The 17,023-nt window shown below is 62.2% G+C and carries 14 protein-coding genes and 1 pseudogene; 5 read left to right on the plus strand and 10 right to left on the minus strand.

Features of this window, described 5'->3' with window-relative positions:
* Positions 1–232: 232 nt before the first annotated feature.
* Positions 233–619, plus strand: a pseudogene (locus HMPREF2537_RS04650) (IS110 family transposase); the annotation flags it as partial.
* A gap of 2 nt (positions 620–621) precedes the next feature.
* Here the strand turns inward: HMPREF2537_RS04650 and HMPREF2537_RS04655 are convergent.
* From HMPREF2537_RS04655 to glf, 3 genes are all read right to left on the minus strand, one after another.
* Positions 622–1,230 carry a three-helix bundle dimerization domain-containing protein gene (locus HMPREF2537_RS04655; protein WP_070525928.1) on the minus strand — a complete coding sequence of 203 codons (609 nt, stop codon included), beginning with the start codon at positions 1,228–1,230 and terminating at the stop codon, positions 622–624.
* A 50-nt stretch (positions 1,231–1,280) separates the two neighbouring features.
* Complete coding sequence (locus HMPREF2537_RS04660; protein ID WP_046647607.1) at positions 1,281–1,517, minus strand: hypothetical protein; 237 nt, start codon at positions 1,515–1,517, stop codon at positions 1,281–1,283.
* A gap of 74 nt (positions 1,518–1,591) precedes the next feature.
* A complete protein-coding gene (gene glf, locus HMPREF2537_RS04665; RefSeq protein ID WP_070525930.1) occupies positions 1,592–2,788 on the minus strand; it encodes a UDP-galactopyranose mutase in 1,197 nt (398 codons plus the stop codon).
* A gap of 169 nt (positions 2,789–2,957) precedes the next feature.
* Here glf and HMPREF2537_RS04670 point away from each other — a divergent pair, with 169 nt between their 5' ends.
* Positions 2,958–4,889 carry an N-acetylmuramoyl-L-alanine amidase gene (locus HMPREF2537_RS04670; RefSeq protein ID WP_070525932.1) on the plus strand — a complete coding sequence of 644 codons (1,932 nt, stop codon included), beginning with the start codon at positions 2,958–2,960 and terminating at the stop codon, positions 4,887–4,889.
* 89 nt (positions 4,890–4,978) lie between these two features.
* Here the strand turns inward: HMPREF2537_RS04670 and HMPREF2537_RS04675 are convergent, their stop codons facing one another.
* From HMPREF2537_RS04675 to serS, 7 genes are all read right to left on the minus strand, one after another.
* Positions 4,979–6,079, minus strand: a complete 1,101-nt coding sequence (locus HMPREF2537_RS04675; protein WP_070525934.1) for an HNH endonuclease signature motif containing protein — start codon at positions 6,077–6,079, stop codon at positions 4,979–4,981.
* Positions 6,080–6,124: 45 nt separating this feature from the next.
* On the minus strand, positions 6,125–6,970 hold the full coding sequence (locus HMPREF2537_RS04680) for a Cof-type HAD-IIB family hydrolase (protein ID WP_070523840.1): 846 nt from the start codon (positions 6,968–6,970) through the stop codon (positions 6,125–6,127).
* 115 nt (positions 6,971–7,085) lie between these two features.
* The gene (glpK, locus tag HMPREF2537_RS04685) at positions 7,086–8,633 is read right to left on the minus strand and encodes a glycerol kinase GlpK (protein WP_070525936.1); all 1,548 of its coding nucleotides are present in this window, start codon (positions 8,631–8,633) and stop codon (positions 7,086–7,088) included.
* A 33-nt stretch (positions 8,634–8,666) separates the two neighbouring features.
* Complete coding sequence (locus HMPREF2537_RS04690; RefSeq protein WP_070525938.1) at positions 8,667–9,404, minus strand: MIP/aquaporin family protein; 738 nt, start codon at positions 9,402–9,404, stop codon at positions 8,667–8,669.
* Positions 9,405–9,479: 75 nt separating this feature from the next.
* Entirely contained in the window at positions 9,480–11,204 is a 1,725-nt protein-coding gene (locus tag HMPREF2537_RS04695) for a glycerol-3-phosphate dehydrogenase/oxidase (RefSeq protein ID WP_070525939.1), read from the minus strand.
* A 331-nt stretch (positions 11,205–11,535) separates the two neighbouring features.
* Positions 11,536–13,281 (minus strand): lysophospholipid acyltransferase family protein, encoded by a 1,746-nt coding sequence (locus HMPREF2537_RS04700; protein ID WP_070525941.1) that lies wholly within the window; start codon positions 13,279–13,281, stop codon positions 11,536–11,538.
* A gap of 89 nt (positions 13,282–13,370) precedes the next feature.
* A complete protein-coding gene (gene serS / locus HMPREF2537_RS04705; RefSeq protein WP_070525943.1) occupies positions 13,371–14,633 on the minus strand; it encodes a serine--tRNA ligase in 1,263 nt (420 codons plus the stop codon).
* Between the two features lie 66 nt (positions 14,634–14,699).
* On the opposite strand from serS, the gene HMPREF2537_RS04710 reads away from it, so the two are divergent.
* From HMPREF2537_RS04710 to HMPREF2537_RS04720, 3 genes are all read left to right on the plus strand, one after another.
* Complete coding sequence (locus HMPREF2537_RS04710; protein WP_210383618.1) at positions 14,700–15,431, plus strand: GntR family transcriptional regulator; 732 nt, start codon at positions 14,700–14,702, stop codon at positions 15,429–15,431.
* Between the two features lie 73 nt (positions 15,432–15,504).
* Positions 15,505–16,620 (plus strand): septum formation family protein, encoded by a 1,116-nt coding sequence (locus HMPREF2537_RS04715; protein ID WP_070525948.1) that lies wholly within the window; start codon positions 15,505–15,507, stop codon positions 16,618–16,620.
* A gap of 28 nt (positions 16,621–16,648) precedes the next feature.
* Positions 16,649–16,996, plus strand: coding sequence for a metallopeptidase family protein (locus HMPREF2537_RS04720; RefSeq protein ID WP_070525950.1), 348 nt, complete (start codon positions 16,649–16,651; stop codon positions 16,994–16,996).
* Positions 16,997–17,023 lie beyond the last annotated feature (27 nt).

Consider the following 17,023-nt stretch of genomic DNA (forward strand, 5'->3'; position numbering starts at 1 on the left):
TGGAACTAGTCGCTGGCTTCGGTATGGCTTGTTCCCGCCCCTGTCTGAAAATGATCCGGGGGTGATGCCGCCGAAGACAGTGACATCCTCAAACTGCTAATAGGAACCCGACCCAGCCCAGGTGGTATGAGGTCTCACAGTAATGTGGATGCCAGCGCAAGCATGTCCGACAACCCCAGCGATGAAGCTTAAATAGTCCAACTTCTCATTCATCGCTAGGAGGCATACACCCATGGCCTATGACTTCGTCATTGGCGTAGACGTCGGCAAATACTTCCACCACGCCTGCGTCCTCGATCCCCAAGGCAGGCAAGTCCTGTCCAAACGCATCAATCAGCATGAAGGCTCGCTACGCAAGCTCTTCGGCCAATTCCTCGCCGACAACGCCTCGGTCCTTGTTATTCCCAACAACATCGGCCGGTTGACCGTCGCAGTCGCCCAAGACATGGGGGCAGATGTTCGCCATCTACCAGGGCTTGCGATGCGGCAGCTCTCTCGCATCCACGTCGGCAACTCCAAGACCGATGTACGCGACGCCTACGTCATCGCCCATGCCGGTCTTAACCTTCCAGATTCCCTGCGCAGTGTCGACCGCGTTGAGGAAGTCTTTATCCAGCTGATTTAGGCCGTGACAGCGGCATCCTCCGAGATGGGCTCGATTCCCAGGCGGTTGAGCATGTAGAGCACGCGGGCGCCGAGGTCATCGGCCAGCTCGCGGGTCTCCTCCACGGTCTCGGCGGTGGCGATGTCCCAAATCTTGATGTCCTTGCCGGCCTCGTCGCGCGGGATCTCGCGGCCCAAGTACACGATGTAATCCGGGATGGTCACCAGACGCAGGTCCTCGAGGTAGCGGTCCGGGTGCTCCGCCATGCCGCGCTCTTGGAGCACGTGGGCCATGTGGGAGTCGGGGTCGTTTTCGGGGTGGGCTACGGCGGCGTCGACAAGCAGGGCCTCGCCGGCGTACTTCTTCGTCAGCGCTACGGCAGCCTGCGCCAGCGCGTGGTCAGCTCCTGCGGCGAAACGCACGTGGATGCGGTGCGTACCGAAGTGCTCGCGGACCTCGCGCTCCACCATCACAGGAATGAACTCTTCTAAAGTCGCACCAGCTTCGTGACGCTCAATGGTGGCGTCGAGGAAGGAATCAATCTCCTGCGCGGTGTACTCGTGGCCATAATCTGCGTGCAAGTCGTGGCGCAACGTATCGAAACGGCGGGCGTTAGGGGAAGTCATCTCTAAACTCACTTTCTGTTCGCCTATTGTTAACCTGCTGTTAACTTTAATCAATCGTTGAGCGTCCGACAAGTTTTATGTGCGGCGTCCCGGCCCCGTGCGCTGGCGAAACCTCCCAAAGAAAGGCCAAAGGCCTGCCGGGTGTTCCGGCAGGCCTTCCTGGATTGTTCCTTCTTCTTATCGGGAATGCGCGTTGCGCGACTGCGCAGCTTGAGGTGTTCCTCGAGCCGCTCCGGGGACATCTTCCACATGCTGCGGTCTGCACGCTTCTTCTTGCGCTGGGCCATGCCGTCACCTCCTTCCATCGAGGTGTCTCAGCATAGCGCGCCACGGGGACTAACCCGTACAGGCCGCACGCGGCTTAGTGGCCGCGCTCCTGCTCCAGGGCCTTGCCCTCATTCCAGAACGGGGCCAGCTTGTTATCGAACATGCTCAGCGCGGACGCGATGGCCATGTGCATGTCCAGGTACTGGTAGGTGCCCAGGCGGCCACCAAAAAGAACCTGGTTCTCGCGGGCCTCAGCGGCGGCGAGCTTGCGGTAGGCCTCCAGCTTGGAGCGGTCCTCCGGGGTGTTAATCGGGTAGTACGGCTCATCGCCCTTCTCGGCAAAGCGCGAGTACTCCTTCATAATCACCGTCTTGCCCTTGGGGTACTTATCGGCGCGCTCCGGATGGAAGTGGCGGAACTCGTGGATGCGGGTGTAGTCCACGTCCGCATCGTTGTAGTTCATCACCGGGGTGCCCTGGAAGTCACCGGTCTCCAGCACCTCCAGGTCAAAGTCGAGCGTGCGCCAGCCCAGCTCACCCTCGGCGAAGTCGAAGTAGCGATCCAGTGGGCCGGTGTAGACCACCGGCGCGCTTGGCGACGCCCCCCGCACTTCCTCGCGCACGTCGAACCAGTCGGTGCCCAGACGGACGTCGATAAGCTCGTGCTCCGCCATCTTCTCCAGCCAGGCCGCGTAGCCGTCGACGGGCAGGCCCTCGTAGGTGTCGTTGAAGTAGCGGTTGTTGAAGGTGTAGCGCACCGGCAGGCGCGTGATGTTGCCGGCCGGCAGCTCCTTCGGATCGGTCTGCCACTGCTTTGCGGTGTAATCGCGGATGAATGCCTCGTAGAGCGGGCGGCCAATGAGCGCGATGGCCTTTTCCTCCAGGTTCTGCGCCTCATCTACGGCGAACTCGCCGGCCTGCTCCTTGATGAGCTCGCGCGCCTCATCCGGGGAGTAGTAGCGGCCGAAGAACTGGTTAATCAGGCCCAGGCCCATGGGGAACTGGTAGGCCGTGCCGTCGTGCATGGCGAAGACGCGGTGCTGGTAGTCGGTGAAGTCGGTGAACTGGTTGCAGTACTCCCACACGCGCTTGTTCGAGGTGTGGAAGAGGTGCGCGCCGTACTTGTGGACCTCGATGCCGGTCTCCGGCTCGGCCTCCGAGTAGGCGTTGCCGCCCAGGTGCTCGCGGCGCTCGACGATGAGCACCTTCTTGCCCAGCTGGGAGGCTGCGCGCTCGGCCACGGTCAGGCCGAAGAATCCAGATCCAACAACGATGAGGTCATATGCAGTCATGGCCACCAGCTTAAGGCAGCAACACGTGCAAAACGGCGGGTGACACCCAAGCGAGGAAACTCGCGTGTCACACCTTCTTTCACTCCAACACCTGACGTACCATCTGTCCCGTTAGTTAACTTTTTGCGCTTCTCTTAACCTTGTGGCGCCACCATCCTAGGGAGTAACAGTGCACCTCAAACGTCGTCTTGTTCCCGCGAAATCGACGTGGTCAACGCCGGTTATCGCCACGGTCACCTCGATCGCTGTGGTCGCTGCCGCAGCCGTGGGCGGCCAAACCCTCATCCAGACCCAGGAAGCGGGCAGCGGCCCCATCGAAGTGAGCTCGGCCTCCGAAACCTTCGGTTCTGGCGAAACGGTCGTGGTGGATGACCCGGCCATCGCAGCCCAGGGCGAGGGCGAAGGCCCGCGCGCCGTCAAGCAATTCCACCGCGATGAGACCTTCTCCTCCTTCGCCGTCACGTGGAAGGGCACGCGCGATGTCGCGGCCTTCGTCCGCGCGAAGCAGCCGGACGGGTCCTGGTCCGAGTGGTACGACATGGACTCGATGTCCTACAACAACGATGACCCCAACGCCACGAACGGCACCGAGCTCATCTTCGTGGGAGATACCAACGACGTGCAGGTATCCATCAACAACGTGGACCTGGTGACCGGGTCGAACTTGGATGAAAAACTCACCGAGTCCCCCGTTGAGGACGCCGCGCTTGACGACGCCCCCTTCAACGTCGGCGACATCGCCCCCGTTGCCGAGACCGAAGAGCTTCCGGCCAACAGCGACGTCGAAGGCCTCGAGGCTGTCTTCATGGACGGCAACGCCCAGGAGGGCGAGGGCATTGAGCCAACCGCTGAGACCGATGGCATGCCGCGCGTGGTTTCGCGCGCCGGCTGGGGCGCGAATGAGAATATCCGCTGCAAGGGCGCCGACTACGACGACGGTGTGAAGGCCATCGCGCTGCACCACACCGCGGGTTCCAATAACTACACCCGCGCGCAAGCAGCCGCGCAGGTGCGCGCTGCTTACCAGTACCACGCCCAGAATTTAGGTTGGTGCGATATCGGATACAACGCGCTGGTGGATAAGTACGGCACCATCTACGAGGGCCGCTACGGCGGGCTCGCTAAAGCTGTGCAGGGTGCGCACATCGGCGGTTTTAACAAGAACACGTGGGGTATCTCCATGATCGGCAACTACGAGACTGCGCAGCCGACGGAAGCCCTCTTGGAATCTGTCACCGACCTTGCCGGCTGGAAGGGCGCCATTTCCGGTGTCGATCCGACCTCCCGCGTCTCCCTTCGCTCGGAGGGCTTCGGTGGTTCGCGCTACCCAGCAGGCGCTTCTGCCCCCGTCTATGGCCTCTTCGGCCACAGCGATGTGCACTACACCGCGTGCCCGGGGCAATACACCATTGCCCAATGGCCGAAGATCCGCGCGGCGGCGCACAAGAAGTACCTGGCCATCAAGTCGGGCGCGTCTGGTTCGACGTCGACGGACTGGGACAGCGAGGATACGACCACACCAGACACCCCTGACTCCACGCCGAGCACGGCTGCGCCGTCTGCCCCCGCACCGGCCCAGGAGGCAACATCCTCGCTGGGCGATACTGAAATCCCGATGAGCACCGTAACAGCACTGGTAGGCCTGGCCGGCACGCTCTTCGCCATCATGTATGCCCGCTCGGACCAGCAGATTGACACGGACCAGACCGTCAACGGGCTGCCGGTGGAGCAGATCCCGGGCATCGTGACCAAGGTGCTGTCCTTGAGCAAGAACGAGGGCTTGAAGGAAACGTGGACGGCGGTCCTTAACGCCTTCGGCCCAGCGCTGGGATTGGCTGTGGGCGGGCCGGATGAGTCGGCCGGCATCATCTACCAGCTCTTTCAGAACGGCATCGTCCTAGGCTCTGAGGACACTGGTACGCACGCACTCGTGGGACGCATCGCCAAGGAATGGGCGTCCGGCGACAACGCGGCGACGCTCGGCTTGCCGACGTCCAACGAAGTCCCCACCGGCCTCGGCAAGGAAGTCCGCGTGCAGTTCCAGGGCGGTTCCATTGTCTACAACCCGGAGACTGAGCAGATTCAGGTGTTCACGGACTAACCCCAAAGCACCCCAAGTCTAAGCGGGATCGCCGATGTAGCGGGAGCCACCTGATGGCTTCCGCTTCGGCATTTATTTGGGCTTGGGGTTTAGGTATCCGGGAGGGCTGAACCTAAAAAGTCCCCTGTGGTCTGCTGCTTCAATGCTGCCTGTGCCGCTTGGTATGCCGGCTGCGAAGTAATCGGCTCCGCCCAGGGTGGTACATACCCCACCCCGCCCCGCAACCTAAAGACATAGCCGGCACCAGTCGGCTTATCCGGGTCATCATCATTGATGCCATTGTGATAAGCACACAACATCGTCAGATTCGGCGGATCCGTCGCCCCACCCGCCTGCCACGGCACTAAATGATGCACCTGGCAATAATCCGCCGGCTTATTACACCCCTCACGCGCACACGTCGGATGCTCCGCACTCGCCATTAACCGCTGCTCAAACCCAGCCAAACGCCGCACACGATGCAACCACACCGGCCCTATAGTCGGATGCACCAAAGTCACATACCCAACCTCAGCAAACTTATAGGTCACAAACTCCCGGCCCGTCATCCGCCCACCGTTGGTAAGCACGAGCTCAATATCATCGCCCTCACCCCGCACAATCTGGTCCAACTCATCCAACGTAACCACCACATTGGTCGCCACCGCAGGCTTCGAACCCCCATGCGCCTGGTTAAAGAACACCTGACCTGCCGCATCCAACAAATCAGCCGGATTAATCGACTCCAAAGTCCCACGCATCTCACTAATGCGCAAGGCTGAATCAGTAATCGTCAACGAATGCGGCCCCACCTTCCGGTACGTCAAGCGCACCCCAGGTTCAGGCACCCGCTGCGGCCGCAACTGCTTCAAGCGTTCCTTCGCTACCTTTGGGATTTGGTGTGCTGGAGTCCCTGCCAACCTGACACGCAGATTCCACGCATCCAACTCCTTTTTCACCTTGGCGGTATACGCCTCAATCAAGTTCAACGACGCCACATCATGTCCTTGGGCAACCGCAGCCGCACGCGCTTGGCGCTGCTTGCCCGTAAAACGCGTCGACCCAAAATACACACGATGCAGCCCAGCTAACTCCACCGCATCAGCCAATGAAGCGCCACGCGCGCGTAAACCATCCACACTGCCTACCGCAAGCCCCACAAGATCCAACCCCGAACTGCGGTAGGAGAAATAAGTCTCCAAATCCCCCATGCGACAAAGACTAAAACACCACCACGCACCCCGCAACCGGAGATATCAGAACCAGCGCTCGAGGACCTTTGCCACACCTGCTTGATGGTGCGGCAGCGTCACTGCATCTGCAGCGGCCACGACATCCGGATGCGCATTCTCCATGGCAACACCGCACCCTGCCCACTCAAGCATCTCGATATCGTTGGGCATATCGCCAAAGGCGATGATGTCTTCGCGGGCGATACCGTGATGCTCAGCCAGCCACTTCACTCCGCGGCGCTTCGTCACGTTGGGGGCCGCAACCTCTAGAACGCCCTCGGACATCGAGTAGGTCACGTGAGCAAGCTCGGAATCAATGTGCGGCGCGATGAGTTCGTAGAGTTCCGGCGCCGAGAACGCGGTATTACGAATCAACAGCTTGACCGCCGGTCGAGACACCAACTCCCCCACGCTCACCAGCCCGAAGCCCTCAAAGAGCGCGTTCTCTGAATAGTGCGATTCCACCACGAAGAGTTCCTCAACCGGGTCCAAGACCGAGCCTCCCGCGCGCTCCGCCCCGAAGCCAACCCCGCCATGCGGTTCGAGCACCTTTGCAGCGACCTTCACGGTTTCAGCGAGGGCCTCAGGCGAAAGCTCGTGGGCGGAGAGAACGCGGTCCTCCGCCGAGTCATAAATCACCGCACCATTTGATGTCACGCAGACTGGGCGCACGGTCAGCTGCTCGAGCACGGGCATGATCCACCGGAAGGGGCGCCCAGTTGCCAGCGCAAACTCGCTGCCCGCGGCGACCGCACGGGCCACAGCTTCGCGGTTTCGCTTGGGCACCCGGTGGTTTCGGTCCAACAAAGTACCGTCGATATCGCTGATGATGAGGCGCGGAGCGTGGTCCGAGAATACTTCATTGGCCATAGCCCCGAGTCTACGTCAGGTTGAGACACACGACGGCACGGATAAGCGCCCAACGACGAAAGCGGCCGCCACGAGATTACTCGTCACGGCCGCGTCCTCGTGCGTCGTTCAGGTCTTAGGCAATCACGTCGTCATCGTCCACGTCTTCCCAGTTCAGGGAACGCTTGATGGCGCGCTTCCAATCGCGGTAGAGAGCCTCGACTTCTTCCTTTTCGCGTTGCGGCTTCCACACCTTGAAGTCACCCTGCTGGGAGCTCAGCACGCTGAGGTCATCCCAGAAGCCGGAGTCAAGGCCCGCGGCGAATGCAGCACCGGTGGCGGTGGTCTCCACGTTCTTCGGGCGGTGCACCTCCACGCCAAGCATGTCCGCTTGGAACTGCATGAGCAGCTCGTTCATCGTCATGCCGCCGTCGACGCGCAGCTCGGTGATCTCCACGCCGGAGTCCGCCACCATGGCATCGGCGACGTCGCGAGTCTGGTACGCCGTGGACTCGAGGACCGCGCGGGCCAGGTGTTTGCGGTTGGCAAAGCGGGTCAGGCCCACGATGACGCCGCGGGCATCCGGGCGCCAGTACGGGGCGAACAGACCAGAGAAGGCAGGAACGATGTAGACGCCACCGTTGTCCTTAACCTCACGGGCCATGTTCTCGATGGAGGCAGAGTTCGGGATGATCTGCAGGTTATCGCGCAGCCATTGCACCAAGGAACCGCCCATGGACACGGACCCTTCGAGCGCATAGACAGGGCGCTCGCCCTCGCGCTGGAAGCACACGGTGGTGAGCAGGCCGTTCTCGGAGAACTTCGGGGTAGTACCGGTGTTGAGCAGGAGGAACAGGCCGGTACCGTAGGTATTCTTGGCGGAACCCGGGCGGAAGCAGCCCTGGCCGAACATGGCGGCCTGCTGGTCACCTAAAATGGCGCGAATCGGCACGCCGGCCAGCGAGCCGCGCTCGCGCACGGTTCGGAAGTCACCCAGGGACGGGCGGATCTCCGGGAGCATGGACGTCGGGATACCCATCTCCTTGCACAGTTCCTCATCCCACTCGAGCTTCTCGATATCCATGAGCAAGGTGCGCGAGGCATTGGTGACGTCCGTGGCGTGCAGGGCCTCTTGGCCGTTGTCGCCGTCGGCGCCACCGGTGAGGTTCCACAGCAGCCAGGTATCGATGGTGCCGAAGAGCAGCTCGCCCTTCTCCGCGCGCTCGCGGGCACCCTCGACGTTATCGAGGATCCACTTCACCTTCGGGCCGGCTGGGTAGGAGTTGATGATGAGGCCGGTGCGGCGACGCCACTTGTCCGCGCCCTCGTCGCCAGCGAGCTCCTTGCAAATCTCGGTGGTGCGGGTGTCCTGCCAGACGATGGCGTTGTACACCGGCTTGCCAGTGTTCTTGTCCCACACAACGGTGGTCTCGCGCTGATTAGTAATACCGAGGGCGGCGATGTCTTCGACGTTGATGTCGCCGTTGGCCAAAGCCTCACCCACCGCGCGGCGGGTGTTGCTCCAGATTTCCTCCGGGTCATGCTCGACCCAGCCCTTCTCCGGGAAGATCTGCTCGTGCTCGAGCTGTCCGACGGACACCTGCTCGCCGTCGTGGTTGAAAATGATGCAACGCGTGGAGGTCGTACCCTGGTCAATCGCTGCAACGTAGCTCTTGGTAGTCATTGTGTTCTCCGTTTCTGAGTAGCGGGGTGTGTATTAGAGAGCCATGGACAACAAGCCAACGGCGACGGCCGCGAGGGACGGTGCAACCACCGGAACCCAGGCGTAGCCCCAATTCGCATCTCCCTTGTCCTTAATGGGAAGGACAAAGGCGTACATGATGCGAGGGCCAAGGTCACGGACCGGGTTAATCGCGTAGCCGGTGGCAGTACCGAGGGACAGGCCCACGGACACAACGACGAAGGCCACGGCGAAGTACTTCAGCGGGCCCAACTCGCCACCGGCCGGGCCGAAGGCGATGAACATGAGCAGCACGCAGGTAGCAATGAACTCGGTGACTGCGTTCCAACCGTTGTTCGGGTGCGCCGGGGCGGTAAAGAAGATGCCCCCGGTGTTCTTGTTGGCACCGGTGACGTTGCCGGCTTCGTCGAGGTTGTTGGAGTCGAAAAGCTGCTTAAACGTAGCCCAGGCAAGGAACGCGCCAAGCATGGCGCCCAGAATCTGCCCCAACAGGTAGTAGGGCACGAGGCTCCACTCGAGGGAACCATTCACGGCCAGCATGATGGTGACCGCCGGGTTGAGGTGGCCGCCGGTGGGGTCGGCAACACTAGCGCCGATGAAGACCGCGAGGCCCCAACCCATAGCGATGACGATCCAGTCCGAACCGCGTGCGCCTGAGGTTCGGAGGTTGACAACGGCGCACACGCCGTTGCCGAGCAGGAGCAGAAGCGCAGTGCCGATGAACTCCCACAGGAATGCATCCATTCCGGTCATAAGATGTCCTTTCTTATCTGCCTAGGCCAAGGGCCCAGCGAGGGAAAACCACCTCTCGCTGGGCCCCTGTGACTTTTAGGCTTCTTCCTTGGTGGCTCGTGCGCTTCCTGCGCGCTCGAGGATGTCGTTTGCTTCACGGTCGGTCAACGCTGCCTCGGCGGCGAGCTCTGCCTCGGTGTGCTTGGTGAAGTGGGAGACTTCGCGCTCGATATCGGCCTGCTCCCATCCCAGCAGCGGGGCGACGAACTCAGCGATCGGCTGTGCGGCAGCGACGCCGCGGTCGGCGAACTCGATGGCCACGCGCAGGCGGCGGGAGACGATGTCGTCGATGTGCAGGGCGCCCTCGTGGGTCACGGCGTAGCGCACCTCTGCCCAGATGTAGCTCTCGGCGCCCGGAACCGGCTCGAGCAGCGTGGCGTCGTCAGCAGCTGGGGCGAGCACCTCGCCGATCAGCGAGCCATAGCGGCCGAGCAGGTGCTCGATGCGCTCCTCGCTGAGGTTATAGCGGCGGGCGAGTGCCGGAACCTGGTTGGCCAGCGCGTGGTAGCCGTCCGCGCCCAGAATCGGGGTGCGCTCGGTGACGGACTCGGACACCTTCGTGCCCAGCTCCTTGGCAGCCAGGTCCACGGCATCCTTGCCGATGACACGGTAAGTGGTGTACTTACCACCGGCGACGGACACCATGCCCGGTGCGACGCGGGCAACGGCGTGGTTGCGGGAGAGGTTGGTGGTGGAATCTGACTTGCCGGACAGCAGCGGGCGTAGGCCGGAGTACACGCCGACGATGTCATCACGGGTGATCTTGTTGCGCACGCGCTGGTTGACCTCGTCCAGAATGTAGTCGATATCCGCCTTCGTCGGCGCCGGATCCGGCAGGGACAGGCCCTTCTCCCAATCGGTGTCGGTGGTACCGATAATCCAGTACTCACCCCACGGGATGACGAAGAGCACGGACTTCTCGGTGACGAAGCACAGCGCGGCATCCGCATCGAGGGCATCCTTCGGGACCACGATGTGCACCCCCTTGGAAGCGTGGACGGTGAACTTGCCTTCAGCGCCCGCCATCTCCTGAATCTTGTCGTTCCACACGCCGGTCGCGTTGATGAACGCCTTGCCCTTCACGGTGGTTTCGCGGCCGGTTTCCAGGTCACGGACCTTCGCGGCGGTGATGCGGCCGCGGCCGTCTTTCTCAAAGCCAATCACTTCAGTACCGGTGCGCACGCTCGCGCCGTATTCAGCGGCGGTGCGCAGGACGGTCATGGTGTGGCGGGCGTCGTCGACAAGCGTGTCGTAGTAGCGCACGCCACCGACGACGGCGTCCTCCTTGAGGCCCGGGGTTACCTTCAGCACGCCCTTGCGGGTGAGGTGCTTCTGCATCGGGACGCTCTTGGCGCCACCCATGAGGTCATAGAGGGTAAAACCACCGAACATCATGACGCGCTCCCAGCCGCGGTGGGTCAGCGGGAAGATGAACTTCAGCGGCTTGACCAGGTGCGGCGCTAGGGTCGACATGTTGAGCTCGCGCTCCTTGAGGGACTCCGCAACGAGGCGGAAGTCGAACATTGCCAGGTAGCGCAGGCCACCGTGGAACATCTTGGAGGAACGCGAAGACGTACCCGCCGCAAAGTCTTGGGATTCCAGCACGGCCGTCTTCAGTCCACGGGTGGCCGCATCCAGTGCGGCGCCGGCGCCTACGGAACCTCCGCCGATGATGACGACGTCATACTCCTCGGTGGAGTAGTCATTCCAGGTCTTTTCAAAATACTCAGGGTTGAAGCTGTTAATACTCGTCGTGGTCATTGTTGACCGAGTCTCCTCTCTCGCTGCACGGCGTCAGAAAGGCCTGTCCCAGTTGACGGTATGCGCAGCATGTTGTGCTCATCCACCACGCGCGCCCTGTGCACCGATGCCTCGGTCAACTGCCCGAAGGGCGGATGAAGAAGAAGTTTTCTCCCACGGCCAATGCTATAGATCACCAGTTTTTCTCTCTGGAGACGCTACTCACACGTAAGTTCCGCCGCCGTAAGCTGGAGTTTCCAAGCCGTTTCATAGGATGACAAAATAAAATAACACCCCCTTCCGGGGGTGTTAACGGACGTCAAGGGCTCTCCCAAGCCCAGGGTTTACATCCTTAGTTCTTTTCCTGCTGCAAGCGCGCCATCGCCTCCAGTACTTCTGCCATGCCATAACGCTCTGCGGAGTAGGTCACTGCCTGGGCAGCCTTAATCACCTCAATGGGGGCGGTCTCCAGCGCCACCATGCGCACGGCGACTCCGTCCCCGCCGTCGGCAAAGGTTTCATCCCCAGGCTCATTGGCAAAGAACAGGAGGTCCTTGGGCTCGACCCCGATCTTCTTCGCCACTGCCGCAAGCCCCTCTGCGGGGGAGGAGGCCGTTACCACCACGCCCCCGGGAGCATCGTTGAACTGCGCCCCTTCAGCCCCGTCCGAGCACGCAATGCGCCAACAGGTTTGGGGGAGCTCTCCAAAAGCCGCGGCGTCCAGAACTTCGCCCTGCTGCGAAAGCACAACCAGCTCCTCAACCTGCGGGTGCAACTGCGCAAGCGCTTCTTGGAGCCGCTGTGAAATTTCCCCGTTCTCCATGCTCAGCGCACTCTGATCCGCCACAATCACCCGCGGCACGGTGGAATACTGCGCCTTCACGCGGTGCGGCAGACGGGAAACGATGATGCGCGATTGCGTCGCTGCCGAGAGCAAACCTTGCTCCACCACGGAGCCGGCAAAGATCTCCTTGCTGCTCGCAGTCATGGAGGCCTGGGCCTCCACCACATCGGACTTCAGTTGCGCCATAACCTCCGTGACCTTGTCGCGGCCTTCCCCGACGCCGCGCATGGCTTCCTCAACCACCGAGTTGAGGTTCTCCTTGATCCACTCCAGAGTCTCCGGAGCAGTACGCGGGCGCTCTTTGCCTTTCTCAGCGGCTGAGCTTTCAACTTGCGCGCCGTCGTTTTCCTGGGTGGCGTCGGCGTACTCGCCGCCAAGCCCTGCTCCCGATTCTTCGGAATCAGTCCGCTTCATCAGCGCCATCCGGTCGCGCATGAGCTCCACCGTGGCCTCAGAGACGCGGTCCTTGAGATTGGTTAGGTCATCGCGCAGCCGGCGCACACGGTAGCGCTCACTCTCCACCTCGGAGTCCTGGGCCTCAGCCTCCTCCAACGTTGGCGCACCTCCGCCCTTGCGGGCCGGCACCCAAAACTCGCCGGCCGGCATCGGGCCAAACTCCGCCTCATAGTCGGCCCACAGGCCCTCCAGGGCCACCTGCATACGGCGCCGCACCTCCGCGATATCCGCGTCGAAATCGCCCGTTGTGTAGTAGGGCTCCAAGGCTTTAATCAGCACCGGCGTCTTCGTGCGGCCCAAGTGCTTCTTCTGCCCCTTCGTCCAGATGCGCTGGGAGCCAAAGATAACCTGCGGAACAATCGGAACGCCCGCGCCATGCGCAATACGAGCCGCGCCGTTGCGCATGCTGCGGATTTCAAAGCTGCGAGAAATCGTTCCTTCTGCGAAGACCCCCACGAGCTCCCCGCTCTTGGCCAGCTCGATGCCCTTCACAATCGACGCCCCACCATCAATACGGTCCACCGGCACATGCCCCATCACCTGAAAAAGCTGCCCGGCCACCGGCGCCTGGAAGATGGAGGCCTTAGCCAAGTAGCGCACCAAACGGCGCTTGCGGTAAGCCAAGAAGGCCCCGAAGAGGAAATCCATGTAGCCGGTGTGGTTGCACACGATGACGGCCCCGCCCTTGTCCGGGATATTCCCCTCCCCGGACAGGCGCATCTTGAGCCCCTGGGCCAGAGTCACCCCGCGGCCGATGTGCGTGATCTGCCGGTAGAGGAAATTAGTCACAGCGCTCATGGTGCTCCAAACAGCTAAGACCCCGCCGTCGAGAGCAGCGAGGAGGGACAAGAGAGGGCGGCGCGCGAGCCGCCGCGCGCCGCGTTCTTCTAGGAGTTTACGGGGTACAGAACGTCCTTGCCCACGAATGGGCGCAGTGCCTCCGGAACCACGACGGAGCCGTCTGCCTGCTGGTGGTTCTCCAGAATGGCCACGAGCCAGCGGGTGGTCGCCAGGGTGCCGTTGAGCGTAGCGGCGTACTGGGTCTTGCCGTTCTCATCGCGGTAGCGCGTGGACAGGCGGCGGGCCTGGAAGGTGGTGCAGTTCGAGGTCGAGGTGAGCTCGCGGTAGGTCTCCTGAGTCGGCACCCACGCCTCGTTATCGAACTTGCGCGCCGCGGAGGAGCCCAGATCCCCGCCCGCGATGTCGATGGTGCGGTAGGGAAGCTCCATCGCCGCGAGCATGTCCTTTTCCATGTTCAGCAGCTTCTGGTGCATCTCCTCGGCGTCTTCCGGCTTGCAGTAGACAAACATCTCCAGCTTGTCGAACTGGTGCACGCGCAGGATTCCGCGGGTGTCCTTGCCGTGAGAACCCGCCTCGCGGCGGAAGCAGGAGGACCAGCCCGCATACTGCAGCGGCCCCTTGGACAGGTCGATGATTTCTTCCTTGTGGTAGCCGGCCAAGGCCACCTCGGAGGTGCCGACCAGGTAAAGATCATCCGCCGGCAGGTAGTAAACCTCATCCGAGTGCTGACCCAAGAAGCCAGTTCCCTGCATGACGTCTGGGCGCACAAGCACCGGCGGGATCATGAGCTGGAAACCGGCCTCGCGGGCTTTCTGCGCAGCAAGCATCAGCATGCCCAGCTGCAAGAAGGCGCCATCACCAGTGAGGTAGTAGAAACGTGCGCCGCCGACCTTGGCGCCCCGCTTGACGTCGATAAGCCCCAGCGTCTCACCCAACTCCAGGTGATCCTTCGGCTCGAAGTCGAACTGCGGCTTCTCACCGACCTCCTCGAGCACGATGAAGTCATCCTCGCCGCCCGCCGGAGCACCCTCCACCACGTTGGAGAGCTGGTACTGCAGCTCCGTCACCTTGGCCTCGGCCGCGGCCGCTTCCTCGCCGGCCGCCTTGACCTTTTCCTTCAGCTCGTTAGAGCCCTCCAGCAGTGCCGGGCGCTCCTCGGGGGAGGCCTGGCCAATCTTCTTGCCAAAGGCCTTCTGCTCCGAACGCAGCTGGTCTGCCTTCACAATGGCCGCGCGGCGCTGTTCATCGGCGGCGAGCAGCTGGTCCACCAAAGCGGGGTCCTCCCCACGGTTTACCTGGGAGGCGCGGACGACATCGGGATTTTCGCGAAGAAACTTGAGATCAATCACGCCGGATAGTCTAGCGCACGGCCATACCTTTGCGCTGGTCATAACCAGCGCACTATCATGGATACTATGGCACCTCACATTATTACCGACAGCCCCGTGCCCAAGCACGCTCAGCTGCGGGATATTCTCTCCGAGCTCTGCCGAACCACCCTCAAACCCGGTGACATCCTCCCCGGCGAGCGCATTCTCGAAGAAACCTACGGTGTTTCCCGCATCACCGTGCGCCGCGCTATCGGTGATTTAGTGGCCGAAGGCCGCCTGCGGCGCGTGCGAGGCAAGGGCACCTTCGTGGCTCCGAACCCACTGGTCTCCCGGCTCCATCTGGCGTCCTTTTCCGATGAGATGGGTTACCAAAAAGTACAGGCTTCCTCGAGAATCCTGCTGGGCGAGCGCAGTACCGCGCCCAGCGAGGTCTGTGATTTCTTCGGCACAGAAACCACGGTTGCACACACCCACCTGCGGCGCCTGCGCTTGGGCGATGGCGAGCCTTATTCCATCGACGACGGCTGGTATAACTCCGCCTTCGCGCCGACGCTGCTAGAAAATGACATCTATAATTCCGTCTACGCGATTCTGGATAGCACCTTCGAGGTCCCCATCACCGAGGCCGAGCAAACGGTCACCGCGGTGGCGGCGGAGGAGGACATCGCCGAGCTTCTCGACGTCCCCCCGAACCCCCCGCTTCTCCACATCACCCGCCTCGCCCGCTCCGGGGACCGGCCAGTTGAATGGTGCTCCTCGGTCTACCGCACTGACCGCTACCGGCTCACGACCCACGTCTCCCGCACGCGTATCTAACCGTGCCCTCGCCCCGAACGGCACTGGGCGGGCTAGAAGCCAGGGCTGCTAAGGGAGTAGTATGAGGAGTTCTATGAGCACTTCATCTGCATGGCGCTCCGCCTCCGCCATCCGCGTCGTCCTCGTTGCAGCATTGGCCGCGGCCGTCTTCATGGCCTCCTACGGCCTCTTCAGCGGCGAGCCAACCGGCACCGATTCGGCCGGACATGGCTCCGCTAGCTCCAGCGCCGACGGCAGTCAGGCTGCCGATCCTTCTGCCGCCGACGGCGAAGCTGCTCCCTTCACTACCGCCTCCGCTGGGGCATGCGTGACGTGGGACATCGCCCCAGATGGCACCGCCACCGGTTTTGAGCAGATCAGCTGCGATAAACCACACCGCTTCGAGGTCTCGGCTCGCGAGGATCTCAGCGCCTACCCCACCAGCGAGTTCGGCCCCAACGCCACGCGCCCCGACATCACACGCCAAAACGCCTTGCGCGATGAGCTGTGCGAGGCACCCACGGTGAGCTACCTCAATGGCAAGTGGGATCCCAACGGGCGCTATGACATTGCTTCCATCCTGCCCCCAGCCACATCCTGGGATCAGGGTGACCGCACCTTGCTGTGCGGCCTGCAGACGACCGACGTCAACGGCGTACCGCAGGAATCCACCGGCAAGGTCAGCGAGGTGGACCAGGCGGTCGTCGCCAAGCCCGGCGAATGCCGCAAGGTGGATGATAAACAGGTGCTCAATACCGTGCCTTGCCAGGAACCGCACCAGTTGGAGACCGTATCCGTCATCAACCTGGCCGAGAAGTTCCCCAATGGCTACCCCAGCGATGAGGACATGGATAAGTTCCTCTCCGAGACCTGTACCCAAAATGCCATGGATTACCTGGGCGGCGAGGAGAACCTTTACCAGTCCACGCTGCAACCTTTCTGGGGTGCGATGAGCCGCGAGACCTGGGAGAGTGGCTCCCGTTCGGTGAATTGCTCACTGATCCACATCAAGGACGGCCACTTCTCCGAGATCACCGGCTCTGCCACAGGGGGACGCGAGGCCCTGAGCATTAACGGCGCCCCACCGACCGAGCAGCCGAAGCGCAACCCATTGCGTGACTCGAATGCTCAGCCGGGCGGCGAGAATGCCGAGCCAGCTGGTGCGAGCGCCGCTCCCGCCACCCCTGAAGCTGCGGCACCGGCCCTCTAAGCCCGGCCCTTGAACAGGAAGTAACCACATGTACGAGGTCAGCGAAGAACGCTTTGAGGAAATGGTCGGCGAGGCCCTGGATAAAATTCCGGATCGCTTCGTTGATCAGATGCGCAACCTGGTCATCCTCGTCGAGGAGGAACACCCGGAGAACCCTGAACTGTTGGGGCTTTATGAGGGCGTCATGCTCACGCAGCGCACCGCCTCACACACCGGCTACCTGCCGGATACCATTTCCATTTACCGGCAGCCGTTGCAGGCCATCAGCAACTCGGAAGAGGATCTCGCCCACGAAGTCATGGTGACCGTCTTCCACGAGGTCGGGCACTATTTCGGATTTGAGGAAGACCGCCTCCACGAGCTCGGCTGGGGGTAGGTGCCCGGAAGGGCACCTACCGTCGCC

It is taken from the genome of Corynebacterium sp. HMSC074E01, assembly GCF_001808885.1.
GTDB lineage: Bacteria > Actinomycetota > Actinomycetes > Mycobacteriales > Mycobacteriaceae > Corynebacterium.

What these genes read in the sequence shown, in the direction of transcription:
- HMPREF2537_RS04655 (WP_070525928.1), bottom strand. Translation starts at nt 1,230, where the DNA reads ATGACTTCCCCTAACGCCCGCCGTTTCGATACGTTGCGCCACGACTTG.
- HMPREF2537_RS04660 (WP_046647607.1), bottom strand. Translation starts at nt 1,517, where the DNA reads ATGGCCCAGCGCAAGAAGAAGCGTGCAGACCGCAGCATGTGGAAGATG.
- glf (WP_070525930.1), bottom strand. Translation starts at nt 2,788, where the DNA reads ATGACTGCATATGACCTCATCGTTGTTGGATCTGGATTCTTCGGCCTG.
- HMPREF2537_RS04675 (WP_070525934.1), bottom strand. Translation starts at nt 6,079, where the DNA reads ATGGGGGATTTGGAGACTTATTTCTCCTACCGCAGTTCGGGGTTGGAT.
- HMPREF2537_RS04680 (WP_070523840.1), bottom strand. Translation starts at nt 6,970, where the DNA reads ATGGCCAATGAAGTATTCTCGGACCACGCTCCGCGCCTCATCATCAGC.
- glpK (WP_070525936.1), bottom strand. Translation starts at nt 8,633, where the DNA reads ATGACTACCAAGAGCTACGTTGCAGCGATTGACCAGGGTACGACCTCC.
- HMPREF2537_RS04690 (WP_070525938.1), bottom strand. Translation starts at nt 9,404, where the DNA reads ATGACCGGAATGGATGCATTCCTGTGGGAGTTCATCGGCACTGCGCTT.
- HMPREF2537_RS04695 (WP_070525939.1), bottom strand. Translation starts at nt 11,204, where the DNA reads ATGACCACGACGAGTATTAACAGCTTCAACCCTGAGTATTTTGAAAAG.
- HMPREF2537_RS04700 (WP_070525941.1), bottom strand. Translation starts at nt 13,281, where the DNA reads ATGAGCGCTGTGACTAATTTCCTCTACCGGCAGATCACGCACATCGGC.
- HMPREF2537_RS04710 (WP_210383618.1), top strand. Translation starts at nt 14,700, where the DNA reads ATGGCACCTCACATTATTACCGACAGCCCCGTGCCCAAGCACGCTCAG.
- HMPREF2537_RS04715 (WP_070525948.1), top strand. Translation starts at nt 15,505, where the DNA reads ATGAGCACTTCATCTGCATGGCGCTCCGCCTCCGCCATCCGCGTCGTC.
- HMPREF2537_RS04720 (WP_070525950.1), top strand. Translation starts at nt 16,649, where the DNA reads ATGTACGAGGTCAGCGAAGAACGCTTTGAGGAAATGGTCGGCGAGGCC.